Genomic DNA, 17,528 nt, shown 5'->3' on the forward strand with positions numbered 1-17,528 from the left:
CGGCCGTCACCGCGACGCGCCGACCGGCTCCTCCGGCTCGGCCGCCCCGACGAAGGTCCGCCACAGGCGGGCGTAGCGTCCGCCGAGCGCGAGCAGCTCGTCGTGCGTGCCGTCCTCCACGACCTTGCCGTGGTCCATGACCACGACGCGGTCCGCGCGGGCCGCCGTGGTGAGGCGGTGGGCGACGACGAGCGTCGTGCGGCGGCCCGACAGACGGTCGGTGGCCTGGTTGACCTGGGCCTCCGTCGCGAGGTCCAGGGCCGCCGTCGCCTCGTCGAGGAGCAGGACGTCGGGATCGACCAGCTCCGCCCGGGCCAGGGCGATCAGCTGGCGCTGGCCGGCGGAGAGGTTGCGGCCGCGCTCGGCCACCTCGTGGAGGTAGCCGCCGTCGAGGGTCGCGATCATCTCGTGGGCGCCGACCGCCCGCGCCGCCGCCTCGACCTCGGCGTCCGTGGCGTCCGGGCGGCCGTAGGCGATCGCGTCGCGGACGGTGCCGGGGAACAGGTACGCCTCCTGCGGGACCACGCCCAGCCGGTGGCGGTAGGAGGTGAGGTCCAGGGAGCGCAGGTCCGTGCCGTCGACCGTCACCCGGCCCGCCGTCGGGTCGTAGAACCGGGCCACCAGCTTGACCAGCGTGGACTTGCCGGCGCCGGTCTCGCCGACGAACGCGACCGTCTGGCCGGCGGGGACGCGCAGGTCGATCCCGGTGAGCGCCTCCTCCTCCTCGCCGTACGCGAAGTGCACGTCCTCGAAGGCGATCTCGCCGCGCAGGGAGCGGACTTCGAGGGGTTCGTCGGCCGCCTTCGTGGACGTCGGCTCACGGAGCAGCTCCTGGATGCGGCCCAGCGAGACCGTCGCCTGCTGGTAGCCGTCGAAGACCTGGGAGAGCTGCTGGACCGGGGCGAAGAACAGGTCGATGTAGAGGAGGTACGCGACCAGCGCGCCGGTCGTGAGGGTGGCCTCGTCCACCCGTCCCGCGCCCGCGACCAGCACGGCCGCCGCCGCCACCGACGACAGCAGCTGCACGAACGGGAAGTAGACCGAGATCAGCCACTGGCCCCGGATCCGCGCCTGGCGGTAGCTGTCGCTGCGCTCCGCGAAGCGTGCCCCGCCGTCCCGCTCGCGCCGGAAGGCCTGCACGATCCGCAGCCCGGACACGGACTCCTGGAGGTCGGCGTTGACCACCGACACCCGCTCACGCGCCAGTTCGTACGCCTTCACGCTCGCCCGGCGGAAGAAGTAGGTGGCGACGATCAGGGGCGGGAGCGTGGCGAAGACGACCAGCGCCAGCTGGACGTCGATCACCAGCAGGGCGGCCATGATGCCGAAGAAGGTGACGAGGGAGACGAAGGCCGTGACCAGGCCGGTCTGCAGGAACGTCGACAGCGCGTCGACGTCCGTGGTCATCCTCGTCATGATCCGGCCGGTCAGCTCCCGCTCGTAGTAGTCGAGCCCGAGGCGCTGGAGCTGGGCGAAGATCTTCAGGCGGAGGGAGTAGAGGACGCGTTCGCCGGTGCGGCCGGTCATCCGGGTCTCGCCCGTCTGGGCCGCCCACTGGACGGCGACGGCGAGCAGGGCGAGCAGCGAGGCCGTCCAGACGGCGCCCAGTGCCAGACGGCTGACGCCGTCGTCGATGCCGTGCCGGATCATGATCGGCAGGAACAGGCTCATGCCGGCGTCCACGGCGACCAGGCCGAGGCTGATCAGCAGCGGGGTGCGGAAGCCGCGCAGCAGCCGGCGCAGGCCGTACGACTCCTCGGGGGTGACCGCGCGGGCCTCGTCCACGTCGGGGATGTCGGTGGCCGGCGGCAGCGCCTCCACCTGGGCGAGGAGGTCGGGCGTGGCCGGCATGCCCGTCAGGGCGGTGTCCTTCGGCTCACGGTCGCCGGTCCACAGCCGGGGGGTGACTCCGCGCTCGGCGTCGTACTCGGCGTCCAGTTCGTCGCGTACGGAGGTGTCCTCGGCGGCGGCCGCGGGCTGGGCGTGGCCGGGCGAGACGCCGCCCAGCTCGTCCGGGTCGGTGAGCAGCCTGCGGTACAGCGCCGAGCGTTCCTGGAGCTCCTCGTGGGTGCCGAGGTCGGCGAGACGGCCGGCGTCCAGGACGGCGATGCGGTCGGCGAGGTTGAGGGTGGAGCGGCGGTGGGCGATCAGCAGGGTCGTCCGGCCCTCCATGACCTGCTTGAGCGCCTCGTGGATCTCGTGCTCGACGGCCGCGTCCACGGCCGAGGTGGCGTCGTCGAGGACCAGCAGGCGGGGGTCGGTGAGGATCGCGCGGGCGAGGGCGACGCGCTGGCGCTGGCCGCCGGAGAGGGTCAGGCCGTGCTCGCCGACCTTCGTGGCGTACCCCTCGGGCAGCTCGGCGACGAAACGGTCGGCCTGCGCGGCGCGGGCGGCGGCCTCGATCTGCTCGTCGGTCGCGTCGGGACGGCCGTACGCGATGTTGGCGCGGATCGTGTCGGAGAAGAGGAAGGAGTCCTCGGGGACCAGGCCGATCGCGGCCCGCAGCGAGTCGAGGGTGAGCTCGCGGACGTCGTGGCCGCCGACGAGGACGGCGCCGCGGGTGACGTCGTAGAAGCGCGGGAGGAGCAGGGAGACCGTGGACTTGCCGGAGCCGGAGGAGCCGACGACGGCGAGGGTCTCGCCGGGGCGGATCTCGAAGCTCAGCCCGTCCAGGACGGGGTGGTCGGCGTCGTAGCCGAAGGAGACGTCGTCGAACTCGACGGTGGCGGGGGCGTCGGCGGGCAGTTCCTTGGTGCCGTCGGTCATCGACGGCTCGGTGTCGATCAGCTCCAGGACGCGTTCGGTGCCGGCGCGGGCCTGCTGGCCGACCGTGAGGACCACGGCGAGCATCCGGACCGGGCCGACGAGCTGGGCGAGGTAGGTGGAGAAGGCGACGAAGGTGCCGAGCGTGATGTGGCCGCCCACGGCGAGCCAGCCGCCCAGCGCCAGCATGGCGACCTGGCCGAGGGCGGGGACGGCCTGGAGGGCGGGGGTGTACTTCGCGTTCAGCCGGATGGTGCGCAGCCGTCCGGCGAAGAGCCGGCGGCCGACCTCCCTGAGCTTCCCGGTCTCCTGGTCCTCCTGTCCGAAGCCCTTCACCACGCGTACGCCGCTGACGGCGCCGTCGACCACGCCCGCGACGGCCGCCGCCTGGGCCTGGGCGTACCAGGTGGCGGGGTGGAGCCTGCTGCGGCTGCGCCTGGCGATCCACCACAGGGCGGGGGCGACCGCGAGGGCGACCAGGGTGAGCGGCAGGGACAGCCACGCCATCACGACGAGGGAGATCACGAAGAGGGCGATGTTCCCGATGGTCATCGGGAGCATGAACAGCAGGCCCTGGATCAGCTGGAGGTCGCTGGTGGCGCGGCCGACGACCTGGCCGGTGGACAGCTCGTCCTGGCGGCGGCCGTCGAGGCGGGTGATCGTCCCGAACATCTCCGTGCGCAGGTCGTGCTGGACGTCGAGGGCGAGCCGGCCGCCGTAGTAGCGGCGCACGTAGGTGAAGGCGTAGACGAGGACGGCGGCGCCGATCAGGGCGCCCGCCCAGGGGGCCATGTCCCGGGTGTGGGCGCCGATGACGTCGTCGATGATCACCTTGGTGACCAGCGGGACCAGCGCCATCACGGCCATGCCGGCGAGGGAGGAGCCGAGGGCCAGGACGACGTCCCTGGGGTACCGCCAGGCGTACCCCGCCAGTCGCCGCGCCCATCCCCGTTTCTCGCCCACGCCGGTGCCCTCCGCTGTTCGGCCTGCTCTACCGGAAGGCACCAACACCCACGGAAGCGGATTTCATCCCTCCGCGACATTCCGGGGGCGTGGGATCAGACACGCACCCGCAGGTGGTAGAAGCGCGTGGTCTGCACGGCGTTCTGGTTGTCGTCGCTGACCAGCAGCACCTTCAGACGGCCCGGGCGGTGGCCCGTGACCACCATGCCCTCGATGTTGTCGAGCACGGGGTTGGGCTGGGGCTGCTTCGCGGTCGCTCCCAGTGACGGGCAGGCCGCGATGTCGGTGAGGAGCGTCTTCCCGACCAGGCGCACACCGTCCTGCCCGGTGAGGTTCTCGATGCCGGTGGTGTCCGTCGCGTGCCGCGGGTCGGCCAGGTAGAGGCGGACCGTGTTGCCGACCCCGGAGGTGAAGCCGCGCTCCAGGACGAGCAGGCGGCCGTCGGGGAGGGCCTGGACCTCCGGGACGCCGAGGCCGGCGTCGGTGCGGTAGGCGTACTGGGCCGCGAGGCGGAAGCGGCCGCCCCCGGTCCGGGTCCAGGTCTGGAAGCGGACGACGCCCGCGCTGTCGCCGGAGAGGGCGTACTCCATCGACGCGAGGAGGGTGCGGCCGCCGGGCAGGAGGGTCAGGCCCTCGAAGGTCTGGTTGGCGGTGGCGCGTCCGGCGGGGGTCACGAGGAGCGAGGAGGGGACCGGGAGGCGGTCGAGGATCCGGCCGTCGGCGCTGTGGCGGCGGACGGACGGCTCGGTCTCGGAGGTGACGAGGCGGGTGCCGTCCCGGTCGATGACGAGGCCCTCGCTGTCGAGCGGGGCGCCGTTCTCGTCGGCGAGCGGCACGACCGACCGCGGCGCGAGGGTCGCCGGGTCGAGGCCGAAGAGGGAGGAGCGGTCGGAGAGGGCCGCGAGGGAGCCGTCCCGGTCCACGGCGAGGGCGGAGAAGTTGCCGACGAAGGTGCCGTCGAAGGCCGTCTTGTCGAGGGCGTCGGAGAAACCGTCGAGCGAGACGGCCGGGGAACAGGCGTGGTCCACCCGGGTGTCCGCGTGCGCGGGACCGGCGGCGGTCAGGGAAGCGGCCGCCGCCAGGCCGGCGGTGAAGGTGGCGAGTACGGTTCGCAGGCGCATGGTGTCACCGTAGGGCGGGCCGGTGACGTCCGGTGGGACGGCTCGTGAAGACCGTCCCGCCCGGATGCGGTCAGGAGGCCGCGAGATCCCTGTGGATGACCTTGGCGACGCCCTGGATGGTCGTGATGCCGTAGTCCATGGTGCTGTTGCCGTGGGTCAGGACGGTGATCACGTAGTCGTGGCCGCCGCCCTTGAAAGTGCCGACGCTGTGCACGCGCCAGCCGTTGGTGGCACGCGACAGCCAGCCGTTCTTGACGTGCCAGGAGACGTCGGCGGGCCGGCCGTACGGGGTGCCCCAGCGCTGCGAGGAGATGACCTGCCCCATCAGCTTGCGGATGTAGTAGCGCGAGTCGTCGGTGAGGACCGTGTTGTGCGCCGTGAGCAGCTTGAGCAGCTTCTGCTCGTCGGTCACGGTGATCTGGGTCAGGCCCCAGTAGCCGTTGGCGCCCGGCGTGGTCTGGGTCATCCTGGCCGCCGCCAGGAATCCCTTGATCTTCGTCATGCCGAGCTGCCGCCACAGGGTGGAGGTGGAGGCGTTGTCCGACTGGGTGATCATCTTGGTGGCGAGCGACTTCTCGGTGCTGGTGAGCGCCCGGTTCGTCTTCTGCGCGTCCCACAGCAGCGCGGCGAGCACGGTCACCTTGACGACGCTGGCGGAGTCGTAGGCGGTCGAGGCGCGCAGGGTGCAGGTGGTGCTGGTGCTGCGGTCGTAGAGGCCGACCGCGATCGTGCCCTTGCGGTTGGCGAGGGCGGCGGTGATGTCCGTCTTCAACTTGGCGGCGAGGCCGGTCGTGTTCGACGTACAGCTGACGGTGGGGGTGGTGGCGGCGGCGGGTGCGGCCGCGGCCACGCCGGTTATGAGGACTCCGGTGCCGAGTGCCGTGGCGACCAGTCCCCTCCTGCGTCTGGTGGTCCGGTGAGTCATGCCACGTTGACTCACCTGTGCGACCGATAGTTGTACACACGTTCCACGGATCACGTCCGTGAGGCCCCGGCGCGGCGGGCATGCATGAAGCACGCCGACCGGGACACCGAACGGACGTTTCGCGGCAGGGCAGTTGCGTGCGGCGCTGTGGGTGCTGCACCACCTCGCCACGGCCGAAGGACAGGCGCCGGGAAGAGACGAGTTCCTCGGGAAGAAGGTGCCCGCCAACCTCCTGAGCGGAGTGCTCCTGGGGTGACGCGGCCGGTGCCCACCGCCGCGGTCGACCGGGGCGGTGGACACCGGGACCGCGCTCTTACCCGTCTCTCACCCACTCACAGGCTGCCCCCAGGCTGAGCACAGCGCTCACCCATCGGCCGTATGCACGGTGCACTGGTGACATCTGCCACCGATCCACTCCCCACGCCCCCGCCCGCGTCCCCCGACCGGCCGCCGCCGGCCGTCTCCGAGACGGCCCCGGCCGCGCCGCCGCCGGACAGGGCGCCGCGCTGGTCGCTGCCAGCGCTGATCGCGATCATGATCCTGGCGACGGTGCTCTACGGCTGGAACCTCTCCTCCGGCAGCCTCAACAGCTTCTACAGCGCCGCGGTCTACAGCGGTACGCAGAGCTGGAAGGCGTGGTTCTTCGGCTCGCTCGACGCCGGCAACTTCATCACCGTCGACAAGCCGCCGTTCGCGCTCATGATCATGGGCCTGTCCTGCCGGATCCTCGGCTTCGGCACCTGGCAGATGATGGCGCCGCAGATCGCGGCGGCGCTGGGCACGATCTGGATCCTGCACTCCTCCGTGAAGCGGGTGTTCGGGCACGCGGCGGCCGCGATCGCGGCGCTCGTGCTCGCGCTGACGCCGATCACGGTCGCCATCAACCGCGACAACAACCCCGACACCGTCCTCGTCCTGCTGATGGTGGCCGGCGCGGCCCTCGCCCTGCGCGCCACCCGTGACGACCGGCTGCTGCCGCTCATCGGCTCCGCGGTGTGCTTCGGGCTGGCCTTCAACACCAAGATGCTCCAGGGGTACATCGCCCTGCCGGCCGTCTTCGCCGTGTACGTGTACGCGTCCCGGCTCGGCTGGCGGAAGAAGGCCGTGAACCTGGCGCTGGCCGCCGTGGCGCTGGCCGTCTCCAGCTTCTGGTGGGCGACGGCCGTGTCGCTGGTGCCCGCCGGGGACCGCCCCTACATCGGCGGTTCGACCGACGGCAGCGCCTGGGACCTGATCATGGGCTACAACGGCCTCGGCCGGGTCCTCGGCGGCGAGGGCAACGGCGGGGGCGGGGGCGGCGGAGGCGGCACGTTCGCCGGGACCGCGGGCATCGGCCGGATGTTCAACGACGTCCTCGGCGGCCAGATCTCCTGGCTGATCCCCTTCGCGGGCATCGCGCTCGTGGCCGGGCTGGTGCGGTGCGGGCGCGCCCCGCGCACCGATCTCACCCGCGCCGCGCTGATCCTGTGGGGCGGCTGGACGGTGCTGCACTACCTGACCTTCGCCCTGGCCGAGGGCACCATGCACCCGTACTACACGACCGCGCTCGCCCCGGGCATCGCGGCGCTGTGCGGGGGTGGCGGCGTCCTGCTGTGGCGCGCCTTCCGCGGCGGCGACGCCCGCTGGTCCTGGGTGCTGCCCGCGGGGCTCGCGGTCACCGGCGTCTGGGCGATCGTGCTGCTGCGCCGGGCCACCGGCTGGAACACCTGGCTGTGGCCGGCCGTCGGCGTGGTCATGGTCCTGGCGATCGCGGGCCTGTTCGTGTTCCGGACCGCGGGCTCCGGCACGAGGGTCCGGCTGCTCGGGGTGTCCGTGGCCGCGGCGGTCGTGGCGGCCCTCGCGGGTCCGACGGCGTACGCCGCCTCGCCCGCCTTCGGTTCCTCCGCCGTCGGCGGCATGGGCGGCACCAACCCCACCGCCGGCCCGTCCACCGGGAGCGGCATGGGCGGTCCCGGCGGGGGCCGGGGCGGCTTCGGCGGCGGCGAGGGCGGTCCCGGCGGCCAGATGCCGGGCGGCACCCAGCAGGGCGGCCAGGCCGGCGGCGAGTTCCCCGGCGGCGGCAGCGGCGGACTCCCGCAGGGCGGCGGAGCTCCGAGCGGTGCGCCGGACGGCCGACAAGGCGGCATGAACGGGGAGTTCCCCGGCGGCGGCACGCAGGGCGGCGGCGAGAACGGCACGGCTCCGGGCGGGACCGGCGGCGCACCCGGCGGGACCGGCGGCGCACCCGGTGGCGGCATGGACGGCGGCGCCGACAGCGAGCTGGTCTCGTACCTGGAGAAGCACCAGGACGGCGCCACGTGGCTGATCGCCGTGTCCAACTCGCAGAGCGCGGGCCAGCTGATCCTCAGCACCGGCGAGCCCGTCATCTCCATGTGGGGTTTCACCGGCTCCGACCAGGCGATGACGCTCGCCAGGCTCAAGGAGCTGGTGAAGAAGGGCGAGTTGCACTACATCCAGCTCGGCGGCGGCGGTATGGGCGGCAACAGCAGCCTGAACCAGGAGATCACCGCCTGGGTGCAGAAGAACGGGACGGCGGTGAAGGAGAGCGAGTACAGCTCCGCGTCGGGCTCGTCCTCGGAGTCGGACGCCTCGTCCTCGGAGTCGGACACCTCGTCCCAGTCCACCAGCTCCACCGTCTACCGTCTGGACCCGTCCGACGTGAGCTGACCGGTACAGCCCCCCACGGCCCCCGACTCTCCTGTCGGGGGCCGTTTCGGCATGTCAACTCGCGTAGACACGGGGCGATTTGCCGGATCCCGTCATCTGATCGACATGTCAGATTCATTGCCATGACCGCATGTGCATGTCACTCTCCCGATTGCCGCCTTCAATCAACCCGCGTAGATCGGACACCCCACATGCTGGCGACACGCATCCGCCGATGGAAGCCGGTGGCGCTTGCCACCGCTGCCGTCCTGGCCGGCCTCACCGCGCCCGCGCTCACGGCGACGCCCGCCGCGGCGACCACGACGGCCTACGACTCGACGTACTACAAGAACGCGGTCGGCAAGACGGGTACGAGTCTGAAGTCGTCCCTCCACACGATCATCAGCGCCAACGTCACGAAGATCTCGTACTCCGCGGTCTGGAACGCCCTGAAGGTCACCGACCAGGACCCGAACAACAGCAGCAACGTGATCCTGCTGTACAGCGGCGTCTCGCGCAGCAAGTCCCTCAACGGCGGCGACGTCGGCGACTGGAACCGCGAGCACGTGTGGGCCAAGTCCCACGGCGACTTCGGCGAGGTCACCGGTCCCGGCACGGACCTGCACCACCTGCGCCCCGCGGACGTACAGGTCAACAGCATCCGCGGCAACCTGGACTTCGACAACGGCGGCAGCACGGTCACGGGCGGCGGCGGCAGCCTCGTCGACTCCGACTCCTTCGAGCCGCGCGACGCCGACAAGGGCGACGTGGCCCGCATGATCCTCTACATGGCGGTCCGCTACGACGGCGACGACGGCTTCGCCGACCTGGAGCCCAACGAGAAGGTCAACAACGGCAGCAACCCGTACATGGGCAAGCTCTCCGTCCTCAAGCAGTGGAACGACGAGGACCCGCCGAGCGCCTTCGAGGAGAAGCGCAACCAGGTCATCTACGACACCTACCAGCACAACCGCAACCCGTTCATCGACCACCCCGAGTGGGTCGAGGCCATCTGGTAGGACGCGGTACCGCATACCCCACGACAGGGCTCTCCCGGAGTGTTTCCGGGAGGGCCCTGCGGCATGGGCGCCGTGGTGGATCATGGTCATGATGATCGCCAGGGCCGGCGTCGGAGCGGGGAGGACGAACCAGTGGGCTACTGCCTGGAGATGAGCACCGGTGACATGCGCAGCGTGATCCGGCTGCTCACGGCGGTGGAGCGGACGCAGGAGCAGGAGCGGATGTTCGCCATCGTGCGCGAGCGGTGCGAGAAGACCGACGCACGGCTGCGGGAGGAGGGCATCGGCCTGGCGGTGCCGGTGGTCCGGGCGCTGGAGGAACTGGTCGAGGGCGTCCCGCCCAGCGTGGAGCTCTGCCCCTCGTACACGTACGCCTTCCACGAGGCCGTGGCCCCCTACTTCTCCGACCCGACGGACCTCGGGGTGTGGCGCCGGCCGTCCTGGTTCTTCGCGCTGGACAGCGAACTCGCCCGGCACGGGGTCCCGTCGGACGTCCGGCCGGTGACCTACCTCTTCAGCGGTCCGCCGCTGCGGCTGCCGCACCCCGGCGACGCGCTGCCGCAGATCGGCGTGCTGCCGGCACAGCGGGCGGGGGCGCTGGCGGCGGCCTACGAGGGGGTGCTGAACCGGCTGGACCGCGAATTCACCGAGACCGCGGGGAGGTTCGCCGAGCTGATGCGGTACGAGGCGCAGGAGTGGGAGACGGCGCGGCAGCTGGGACGCACGGACGACACGATCTTCTTCTGGTTCGGCTGACCGCGGCCCGGCTACGGGCAGGGCCGTTTCCTATGGAACGACTAGGGGGTGTTTCGAAAGTCCTGTGCGGTGCCCGCGGTGTTCGGTGCGTGCCCTCGGCGTGCCGGACGAAGGCCCTCGTAGCGGAGCTACTTGGGTCTTCGGCCGGTGCGGCGAGGGTGCGTGCCGGGCGCCGCGGGTGCTGTGCGGGACTTTCGAAACACCCCCTAGTTACCTCACACCGGTGACGTGGATCTTCCGGCCGGGCATGTCGGGCGGCCCGGCCGGAAGCATGAGGACCGCACCCGGCGGCTCCGCCGGGTCGATCACGCCTTCCCTTCCCGGAGATCCTGATGAAGCTTCGTGCCTGGTCCTTCGCCGCCGCCCTGGCCCTGACCGCCCTCGCGCTGCCCGCCCAGAGCGCCACCGCCGCCGCGGCCCCCTCCTGCAGCGACGGCTCGGTCTGTTTCTACAGCGGCGAGAACTTCAGCGGCAGCAGCTGGGAGTGGACCTCCCGCAGCGGCTACCGCGACATGCCGCCGTATCTCCACGACCACGTGGGCTCCTTCGTCGCCTCGACCCGCGCCTGCTTCGTGAACTGGGGTCCGGTCGAGAAGCGGGACGTCTTCAACGGCGACTGGCGCTCCCGCTACCTGGGCGACTTCGGCGGGCGGATCGACGGCGTGGGCGCGGGCGGCTGCTGACGCCGTCGCCGGCCGGGGCCTCGGGGAACCGTCGCGGGCGGCGTCCGCACCACGGCGGCCGGCAGCCCCCCGCAGGCCTCCGGCGGCCGTGCGCGGCCGAGTTGGCCGGGCGGGGAGTTCAGGGCTCGTAGCGGGCCCTGCGGGCGAGGGCGCGGAAGCCCAGGCCGCCGAAGAGGGCGGTGGAGGCGGGGTTGTTCACGTTGACGTCGAGGAAGACCTCGGGCTCCCCGGCGGCCCGCATGCGGGTCAGGGCGGCGAGGGCGAGCGCGCGGCCGAGGCCGCGGTGGCGCCGGGCCGGGACCGTGCCCACCTGGATGAGGAAGTCCCGCGCGCAGGTGACGAAGCCGGCCGCCGAGCCGTCGGCCGAGCGGGCCAGGAGGGAGTACCCCGGGCGGAAGTCGTCGTCCCCGGCCGTCCATTCGGTCCACCGGGCCTCGGACCAGCCGGGGAAACCGGGGCGGTCGGCGAACGACGCCTGGTAGGCCGCGAAGAAGTCCGCCTTGTTCCGGGCGTCCCACTCCTCGACGGCGACCCCGGCCGGGAGGACCGCCTCGGGGAGGGCCCCTGCCAGGTCGCGGCGCATGACATCCTCCGCGAACGTGCGGCGCAGGCCCCGCGCGGTGAACAGGGCGTGGGCCTCGGGCGTCAGCGACTCCGTCTCCACCCGGAGGCCGCCGGGCCGCCGCCGGCCCGTCTCCAGCAGCCGGTCCAGCAGCGCGCCGCCGAGCCCCCGGCCCCGCCGGGACGGGTCGACCTGGCCGGTCACCACCGTCACCCCCCGCGCCTCGCGGACGGAGCCCGACGCGACCAGCGCGCCGTCGCGGAGGACACCGACGGCCACGACGCCCTCACCCGCGTACCGGCTCCCTAGGAAGCCGGGTGACGCGGTGACCGGCAGCCCGCCGTCGACGGCCGCGCACCGCACGGCGAGGTCCACGACGGCCGGTACGTCCGCCCCCGAGAGTTCAGCCCATTCCACGCGCTCAGGATGCCTCAGCCGAGATGCGTGGGCGCGAACATCCGCAACAGCGCCGGGAGGACGAGCACCGAAGGGCCCGGTGACGCCAGGGACTTCGACAGGTCCGCCGCCAGGGTCTCCGGGGACGTCAGGGTTCCCGGCACGCCGAACGACTCCGCGAGGGCCACGTAGTCCGGCCGGGTCAGTTCCGTCCCCGTGGTCGCGCCGAAGGAGTCCGTCATGTACTCCCGGAGGATGCCGTAACCGCCGTCGTCGACGATGAGCCAGGTGACCGGGAGGTCGTACTGCCTGGCCGTCGCGAGTTCGGCGATCGAGTAGAGGGCCCCGCCGTCGCCGGAGACCGCGAGGACCGGGCGGGCCGGGTCCGCGACGGCCGCGCCGAGGGCGGCCGGGAAGGCGTAGCCGAGGCCGCCGGCGCCCTGGGCGGAGTGCATGGTGTTCGCGGACCCGGGGTCGAAGGCCGACCAGGCCCAGTAGGAGAGGATCGTCATGTCCCAGAAGGACGGGGAGTCCGACGGGAGCGCCTGCCGGATCGACGCCAGCAGGCCCTGTTCCAGGGTGAGTTCCTGTGCGGCCAGGCGTTCCGACACGCGGGACAGCAGCGTACGTACGCGGGACGGGGCCTGCGGGTCCTCACGGGGGGTCACCGTCTCCAGCAGGGCCTGGAGGGCCAGGCGGGCGTCCGCGTGGATGCCCAGGGCCGGGTGGTTGGACTCCAGTTTGCCGAGGTCGGCCTCGATCTGGACGACCCGGCCGCGCGGCGCGAAGGTGTGGTAGTTCGAGGAGAGTTCACCGAGGCCCGAGCCGACCACCAGCAGGACGTCCGCGTCCTCCAGGAACTCCGTCGTGTGGCGGTCCTCCAGCCAGGACCGCAACGACAGCTCGTGCTCCCAGGGGAACGCGCCCTTGCCGCCGAAGGTGGTGACGACGGGGGCCCTCAGCTTCTCGGCCAGCTGCCGCAGCTTGCCCGACGCGTCCGCCCGTACGACTCCCCCGCCCGCGATGATCGCCGGGCGGGCCGCCCGGGAGAGCAGGTCGGCGGCCACGGCGGTCAGTTCGGGGCGGGGCGGCAGCTCGTCGGGGAAGGCGTCGACGCCCGTCACCACCGGGATCGCCGTCTCCGCCAGGAGGACGTCCTGCGGGATCTCCACCCACACCGGTCCGTGCGGGGCGGTCAGCGCCGACGTCCAGGCCTCCGCGATCGCCGAGGGGATCTGGGACTGGGTGCGGACGGTGTGGACCGACTTCACCACGCCCCTGAAGGAGGCCGGCTGGTCGGGCAGTTCGTGCAGATAGCCGTGCCGGCCGCCGCCCAGGCCCGCCGTCGGGACCTGGCTCGCGACCGCCAGGACGGGGGCGGAGGCCGCCGCCGCCTCCTGGAGGGCCGCCAGCGACATCAGCGCGCCGGGGCCGGTCGACAGGAACAGGGGGGCGGCCTCCCCGGTGATCCGGCCGTAGGCGTCCGCCGCGAAGCCCGCGTTGTTCTCCATCCGCAGGCCGACGTACCGCAGGGAGGAGCGGCGCAGCGCGTCGAACATGCCCAGCGCGTGCTGGCCGGGCAGGCCGAAGACCGTGGTCGCGCCGAGCGCGGCCAGGGTCTCCACGACGAGGTCTCCGCCGATCCGGCCGGGAGGAGGGCTGAGCGCGGCCTCCGTCTGCGCGGCCGTCGGGCGGAGCACCAGGTCGTGGTCGTGGGTCACTTCGAGCGGGCCTCGGCAATCTGACGGGACATGATCGTGGTCAGTTCGTACGCGGTGTGCGACGCGGCCACCGACGTGATCTCCGCGTGATCGTACGCGGGGGCCACCTCCACGACGTCCGCCGAGACCAGGTTGCACGACGCCAGGCCGCGCAGGATCTCGAGGAGCTCGCGGGAGGTCATGCCGCCGGCCTCGGGCGTGCCGGTGCCGGGGGCGTGCGCGGGGTCCAGGCAGTCGATGTCGATGGAGATGTACAGGGGGCGGTCGCCGATGCGCTGCCGCAGCTGGTCGGCGACCTCGTCGGCGCCGCGCCGGTAGATGTCCGCCGACGTGACGATGCCGAAGCCCATCTTCTCGTCGTCGGTGAGGTCCTGCTTGCCGTACAGGGGGCCGCGCGTGCCGACGTGGGAGAGGGCCTCGGTGTCGAGGATGCCCTCCTCCACCGCCCGGCGGAACGGCGTCCCGTGCGTGTACTCGGCGCCGAAGTAGGTGTCCCAGGTGTCGAGGTGGGCGTCGAAGTGGAGGAGGGCGACGGGGCCGTGCTTCTTCGCCACGGACCTCAGCAGGGGCAGCGCGATGGTGTGGTCGCCGCCCAGGGTCATCAGACGGGCCCCGGTGCCGAGCAGATCGTCCGCGGCGGCCTCGACGGTCTCGACCGCCTCGTTGATGTTGAACGGGTTCACGGCGATGTCGCCGGCGTCCGCGACCTGCGCGAGGGCGAAGGGGGACGCGTCCTGGGCCGGGTTGTACGGGCGCAGCAGCCGGGAGGCCTCACGGATCGCGTTGCCGCCGAAGCGGGCGCCCGGACGGTAGGAGACGCCCGAGTCGAACGGCACGCCCACGACGGCGACGTCCGCGCGGCCCACCTCGTCCAGGCGGGGCAGGCGGGCGAAGGTGGCGGGGCCGGCGTAGCGGGGGATGCGGGAGGAGTCGACGGGGCCGCGGGGCGTCTCGTTGCCGCTCATGGTCCTATGCCTTCTTTCCTACGCTTCATCGCGTATGCACTGCTTCCGGTTCGACCCTACTGGGGAGCCGGGACGGGGGGGATGGACACGACCTTAGGTGGCCGGACGGCGACTGCGAAGTGTACGTTTCATCCATTGACCGGCTGTCGAGTGGAGGGTGTGCACATGACGCCGTCGGGGCAGCCCGCCGTTCCGCTCACTCCGCCGGTCCCGCTCGCCGCGCTGCTGGCCCGCGAGGAGCTGGCGCTGCGGCAGATCGCCGGGCCCGCCGGCGCGGGGACGGTCCTGCACGGGGCGCACACCTCGGAGATGGCCGATCCCTACCCGTATCTGCTGGGCGGTGAGCTGCTGCTGACGGCCGGGGTGCACATTCCGCAGGCGGCGGGGGCGGGGAGCTACTTCGACGACTACGTCGCGCGGATCGTGGCGGCGGGCGGTGCCGCGCTCGGGTTCGGGGTGGCGCCGGTGCACGACACGGTGCCGCGCGCGCTGGTCGCGGCCTGCGAGGCGCACGGGCTGCCGCTGATCGAGGTGCCGCCGCAGACGACCTTCGCGACGGTGGCCCGCGCGGTCTGGCAGCTGATGGAGCGGGCCCGCACGGCCGAGCTGCGCCGGGTGACGGAGGCCCAGCAGAGCCTCGCCTCCGCCGCCGCCCGCCCGGACCCGGTCCGCTCCGTCCTGCGCCGACTGGCCCACCGCCTCGGCGGCCGCGCGGTGCTGTACGCGCCGGACGGCACGGAGATCACGACAGCGGGACCACCCCCGGCCACCCCACCCCGGACGCCCCCGGAGACCCGGCCCACCCGGCCCCACCCGACCCCGGCAACCCCGCCGGGCCGGCCCCCCGCACCCCCGGCGCCCCAGCCCGACCAGCCCCACGGAACCCCAGCAGCCCCGGTAACCCCCTCAACCGAAGCCCGCCCGGCCCCGACACCCCCACCCGGCCAGCCCCACCCAACCCAGGGGACCCCGCCCGGCCGGCCCCCCGCGCCCCCGGACCCCCACCCCGACCAGGCCCACCAGCCCCCAGCAGCCGCAGCCACCGAGCTCCACCCGGCCCCGGCACCCCCGCCCAGCCAGCCCGGCCCGACTCCGGCCCCCCGGCCCGACCAGCCCCACCAGCCCTCAGCAGCCGCAGGCGCCGCCTCCCACCCCGCCCCGGCACTCCCGGCCGCCGACCCCCACCCGGCCCCCGCACCCCCAGCCGCCGGCCCCCAGTCCACCGCAGCCCCGGTCGCGGCGTCCCCGGAGGGCGGGCCAGGGGCGGTCTCCGAGGGGCCGGGCGAGGACCCGCTCGCCCGGCTTGCACGGGTTCTCGTCGAGCGGGGGTCCGCGTCCGCCAGTGACGTCGATCCCTCCGGGACCCACCTCGCCGCCTACGCGCTCGGGGCCGGCCGGGGTTTCGTGCTCGGGGTGGCGACACCGCGGCGCGAGGCCGGTGACCACACCATCGCGTCCGTCGCCGCCGTCCTCCTCTCGCTCCTCACCGGCGAGCACCAGAGCGGCTCGGACGCGGCCCGCTCCTGCGCGCTCGTGCGCCTGCTGCTGGGCAGTCCGCCGGAGGAGGTGGCCCCGCTGCTGGGTGACGAGCGGTGGATCGTCGTGCACGCGCGGCCCGAGTCGGCCGCCCCCGACCCCGTCGCCGCCGCCGCGCTCGGCGCCGCCCTCGGGTCACCGCTGGTCGACCTCGCCTCCGAGGTCGTACGGGTGCTCGTGCCGGCCGAGCGGGAGCCCGGGCCGCAGCCGGGCTGGACCCTGGGGGTCAGCGCCGTCGCCGAACCCGGGCAGTGGCCCGTCGCCGACGCCCAGGCGGCCCGCGCCCTGGCCCGCGCCCGGGCGACCCGCGCGGCCCTCGTCCGGCACGGCGGCCCGGCGGGCCTCGCCGACCTGCTGCCGCCCGACGCGGCCGCGGAGCACGCCCGTACGCTCCTCGCGCCCGTCGCCGCCACCCCCGCCCTCACCGAGACCCTGCGCACCTGGCTGTCGCTGCACGGCAGTTGGGACCGGACGGCGGTGGCCCTGGCCGTGCACCGCAACACCGTGCGGCAGCGGATCGCGCGGTGCGCGGCGCTGCTGGGGACGGATCTGGACGACCCGGACGTCCGGATGGAACTGTGGTTCGCGCTGCGCGTGACCGACCAGTGACGCACGTCCCAGCGCCCGGAACCGCGGCGACGGGCACCGGCCGCTGCCCCACAATGGAGACCATGCCGATACCCGGGACCCCCAGCCGCGCCGAACTCGTCGATCACCTCGTCAGGACCCGTATCGCGGGTCAGGTCGCGACCCCGCGCGAGAACAACCTCTCCCACTACCGCCAGCTCGCCAACGGCGTCCGCAACTACTGGCTGGGCCTGGAACTCGGCGACCGCTGGACCGACGAGCAGGACGTGCTCGCGGTGATGGCGGAGCGGGTGGGCGTCAACGACGACCCGGAGTACCGGTACGGCCAGGACACCATCGATCCCGAGCTGACCGTGGACGGCCTGGACCGGCTCGCGGCGCGGCTGCGCAAGGCCGCCGAGGGGCGCCAGCGGGTGCTGCTGGCCACCGGTCACCCGGGCGGTCTGCTCGACGTGCACCGCTCCACCGCCGCCGCGCTGCGCACGGCCGGCTGCGAGATCGTCGTGATCCCCGACGGTCTGCAGACGGACGAGGGGTACGTGTGGCAGGTCGCGGACGTGGCGGTGCTCGAGCACGGCGCCACGCTGTGGCACACGCACTCGGGCGAGCCGATGAAGGCCATCCTCACGGCGCTGGAGCGCGCGGGCCGGCCGCTGCCCGACCTCGTCGTCGCCGACCACGGCTGGGCGGGGTACGCGGGGCAGCACGGCATCGACTCCGTCGGGTACGCCGACTGCAACGACCCGGCGCTGTTCATCGCGGAGGCGGAGGGGACCGTGCAGGTGGCGGTCCCGCTCGACGACCATGTCGTCACCCCGCGCCACTACGACCCGATGATCGCGTACCTGCTGGCGGCGGCCGGTCTGGAGTAGGCCGCGCCCCTC

12 protein-coding genes are annotated in these 17,528 nt (G+C 73.3%); 6 read left to right on the forward strand and 6 right to left on the reverse strand.

The window, feature by feature from the left end; all coding sequences use genetic code 11:
* Window positions 1-6: 6 nt before the first annotated feature.
* From ACFY2L_RS05850 to ACFY2L_RS05860, 3 genes are all read right to left on the reverse strand, one after another.
* A complete protein-coding gene (locus ACFY2L_RS05850; protein ID WP_390821583.1) occupies window positions 7-3,726 on the reverse strand; it encodes an ABC transporter ATP-binding protein in 3,720 nt (1,239 codons plus the stop codon).
* A 95-nt stretch (window positions 3,727-3,821) separates the two neighbouring features.
* A complete protein-coding gene (locus tag ACFY2L_RS05855; RefSeq protein WP_390821584.1) occupies window positions 3,822-4,847 on the reverse strand; it encodes an esterase-like activity of phytase family protein in 1,026 nt (341 codons plus the stop codon).
* Window positions 4,848-4,917: 70 nt separating this feature from the next.
* A complete protein-coding gene (locus ACFY2L_RS05860) occupies window positions 4,918-5,772 on the reverse strand; it encodes a serine hydrolase (protein ID WP_390660067.1) in 855 nt (284 codons plus the stop codon).
* A gap of 393 nt (window positions 5,773-6,165) precedes the next feature.
* Between ACFY2L_RS05860 and ACFY2L_RS05865 the strand changes: the two genes are divergently transcribed.
* From ACFY2L_RS05865 to ACFY2L_RS05880, 4 genes are all read left to right on the forward strand, one after another.
* Window positions 6,166-8,439 carry a glycosyltransferase family 39 protein gene (locus ACFY2L_RS05865; protein ID WP_390821585.1) on the forward strand — a complete coding sequence of 758 codons (2,274 nt, stop codon included), beginning with the start codon at window positions 6,166-6,168 and terminating at the stop codon, window positions 8,437-8,439.
* Between the two features lie 191 nt (window positions 8,440-8,630).
* Complete coding sequence (locus tag ACFY2L_RS05870) at window positions 8,631-9,437, forward strand: endonuclease I family protein (protein WP_390660069.1); 807 nt, start codon at window positions 8,631-8,633, stop codon at window positions 9,435-9,437.
* Between the two features lie 150 nt (window positions 9,438-9,587).
* On the forward strand, window positions 9,588-10,193 hold the full coding sequence (locus tag ACFY2L_RS05875) for a hypothetical protein (RefSeq protein WP_390660070.1): 606 nt from the start codon (window positions 9,588-9,590) through the stop codon (window positions 10,191-10,193).
* A 332-nt stretch (window positions 10,194-10,525) separates the two neighbouring features.
* The gene (locus ACFY2L_RS05880; protein ID WP_390660071.1) at window positions 10,526-10,876 is read left to right on the forward strand and encodes a peptidase inhibitor family I36 protein; all 351 of its coding nucleotides are present in this window, start codon (window positions 10,526-10,528) and stop codon (window positions 10,874-10,876) included.
* Window positions 10,877-10,994: 118 nt separating this feature from the next.
* Here ACFY2L_RS05880 and ACFY2L_RS05885 read toward each other — a convergent pair whose 3' ends face one another.
* Genes ACFY2L_RS05885 through speB form a run of 3 tightly spaced genes read right to left on the reverse strand, consistent with a single transcriptional unit; the run spans window position 10,995 to window position 14,520 of the window.
* Window positions 10,995-11,855: a GNAT family N-acetyltransferase gene (locus ACFY2L_RS05885; RefSeq protein ID WP_390821586.1), complete on the reverse strand. Its 861-nt coding sequence runs from the start codon at window positions 11,853-11,855 to the stop codon at window positions 10,995-10,997.
* A 14-nt stretch (window positions 11,856-11,869) separates the two neighbouring features.
* Window positions 11,870-13,555 carry a thiamine pyrophosphate-binding protein gene (locus tag ACFY2L_RS05890; RefSeq protein WP_390821587.1) on the reverse strand — a complete coding sequence of 562 codons (1,686 nt, stop codon included), beginning with the start codon at window positions 13,553-13,555 and terminating at the stop codon, window positions 11,870-11,872.
* Window positions 13,552-14,520 carry an agmatinase gene (gene speB, locus ACFY2L_RS05895; RefSeq protein WP_390660074.1) on the reverse strand — a complete coding sequence of 323 codons (969 nt, stop codon included), beginning with the start codon at window positions 14,518-14,520 and terminating at the stop codon, window positions 13,552-13,554. Before speB ends, ACFY2L_RS05890 begins: the two co-directional genes overlap by 4 nt.
* A 165-nt stretch (window positions 14,521-14,685) precedes the next feature.
* Between speB and ACFY2L_RS05900 the strand changes: the two genes are divergently transcribed.
* A complete protein-coding gene (locus ACFY2L_RS05900) occupies window positions 14,686-16,665 on the forward strand; it encodes a helix-turn-helix domain-containing protein (RefSeq protein ID WP_390821588.1) in 1,980 nt (659 codons plus the stop codon).
* A gap of 62 nt (window positions 16,666-16,727) precedes the next feature.
* Window positions 16,728-17,516, forward strand: coding sequence for a phosphatase (locus tag ACFY2L_RS05905; protein WP_390660076.1), 789 nt, complete (start codon window positions 16,728-16,730; stop codon window positions 17,514-17,516).
* The last annotated feature ends 12 nt before the right edge of the window (window positions 17,517-17,528 follow it).

Source organism: Streptomyces sp. NPDC001381 (assembly GCF_042895685.1).
In the GTDB taxonomy this organism is placed as follows: domain Bacteria; phylum Actinomycetota; class Actinomycetes; order Streptomycetales; family Streptomycetaceae; genus Streptomyces.